A 984-nucleotide genomic window follows, 5' to 3' on the forward strand; every position below is an offset into this window, starting at 1 on the left:
ACTGCCAACTGCTATTAAAAATGGGGTGATTACCCCGGCACTTCTTCGTCTTCGGTGGTTTTGCTTTGGACTGAATTTTTATCCGCGAGAGTAGGGGCTTCAGAGCTTGTTTGCTCAGTTGGCCGTTTGTCCGTATCTTCTGTTACTTCCTCATTTAAAACTTGGCTGGATTCATCAGTGCTTTTTTGTTGGTTGTAAGATTGAACGTTTTCATTTGTTTTACTGCTACTTAAAGTGAAATGTTTCCGACAGAAAACGCCCACTGTATTAGCTGCTATCTCTACTCCTTCTTCTATTTTTAAGTAAGCAGCAATATCCTTATAACTCATTCCGTTGTTGAATAAATATTCAATTTCGGTTTTATAAGGTAATAAACGATTACGGCCAGTAGTTTTATTTTGGCGGCGTGAGTTTATAAAAGAGTTTAATTTATCTGTTTTCATAATTTTAATCAATAAAAGTTAATTAAAAGCAATCAGAGCATTAAAGCTAATATAGCATATTTAAATTAATATTAAATTGTTATTGTTAATAAAAGTTATTTAATGGTGGGTTAATAAGTTAGTTAAGGTGATTAAAATAATTTATTTAAAACTGTATAAACTAATTAAAACTATCTATTATGGAAAAGGTATTTATAGGAATCTATAATTAACAAAGATTAATTATAAAAACATGACTAACTAATAATAAATGATATAAAAACATAAAAATCAATTAAATAGAAAAAATCATTTTTAAACAACAACCAAAATCATCCCAATCTGATAAGAAATTACTGCGATTAGCTTAAAAAATCGGCAGTATCAAGAGGGAGGTTGTGTGTGTAATGGCTAGATGCAGGATAGGCTGTCGCCGTTAAAAGTGGACACTTTTAAAAGATGAAACGGTTGCCGTTTCAAGTTCCAAGCATCTGCTTGGAAACGCCACTTTTGGCTATTTTCTCTATCTGTAGTCCCCCCATTTTTAGTAGCAATTTTAGGT

General features: G+C 31.8%; 1 protein-coding gene. It reads right to left on the minus strand.

Going from position 1 to position 984, the window contains the following annotated elements; all coding sequences use genetic code 11:
• Positions 1-29: 29 nt before the first annotated feature.
• The gene (locus HMPREF3144_RS05350) at positions 30-443 is read right to left on the minus strand and encodes a hypothetical protein (RefSeq protein WP_070476841.1); all 414 of its coding nucleotides are present in this window, start codon (positions 441-443) and stop codon (positions 30-32) included.
• Positions 444-984: the final 541 nt, after the last annotated feature.

This window comes from Oligella sp. HMSC05A10 (assembly GCF_001808335.1).
In the GTDB taxonomy this organism is placed as follows: domain Bacteria; phylum Pseudomonadota; class Gammaproteobacteria; order Burkholderiales; family Burkholderiaceae_B; genus Oligella; species Oligella urethralis.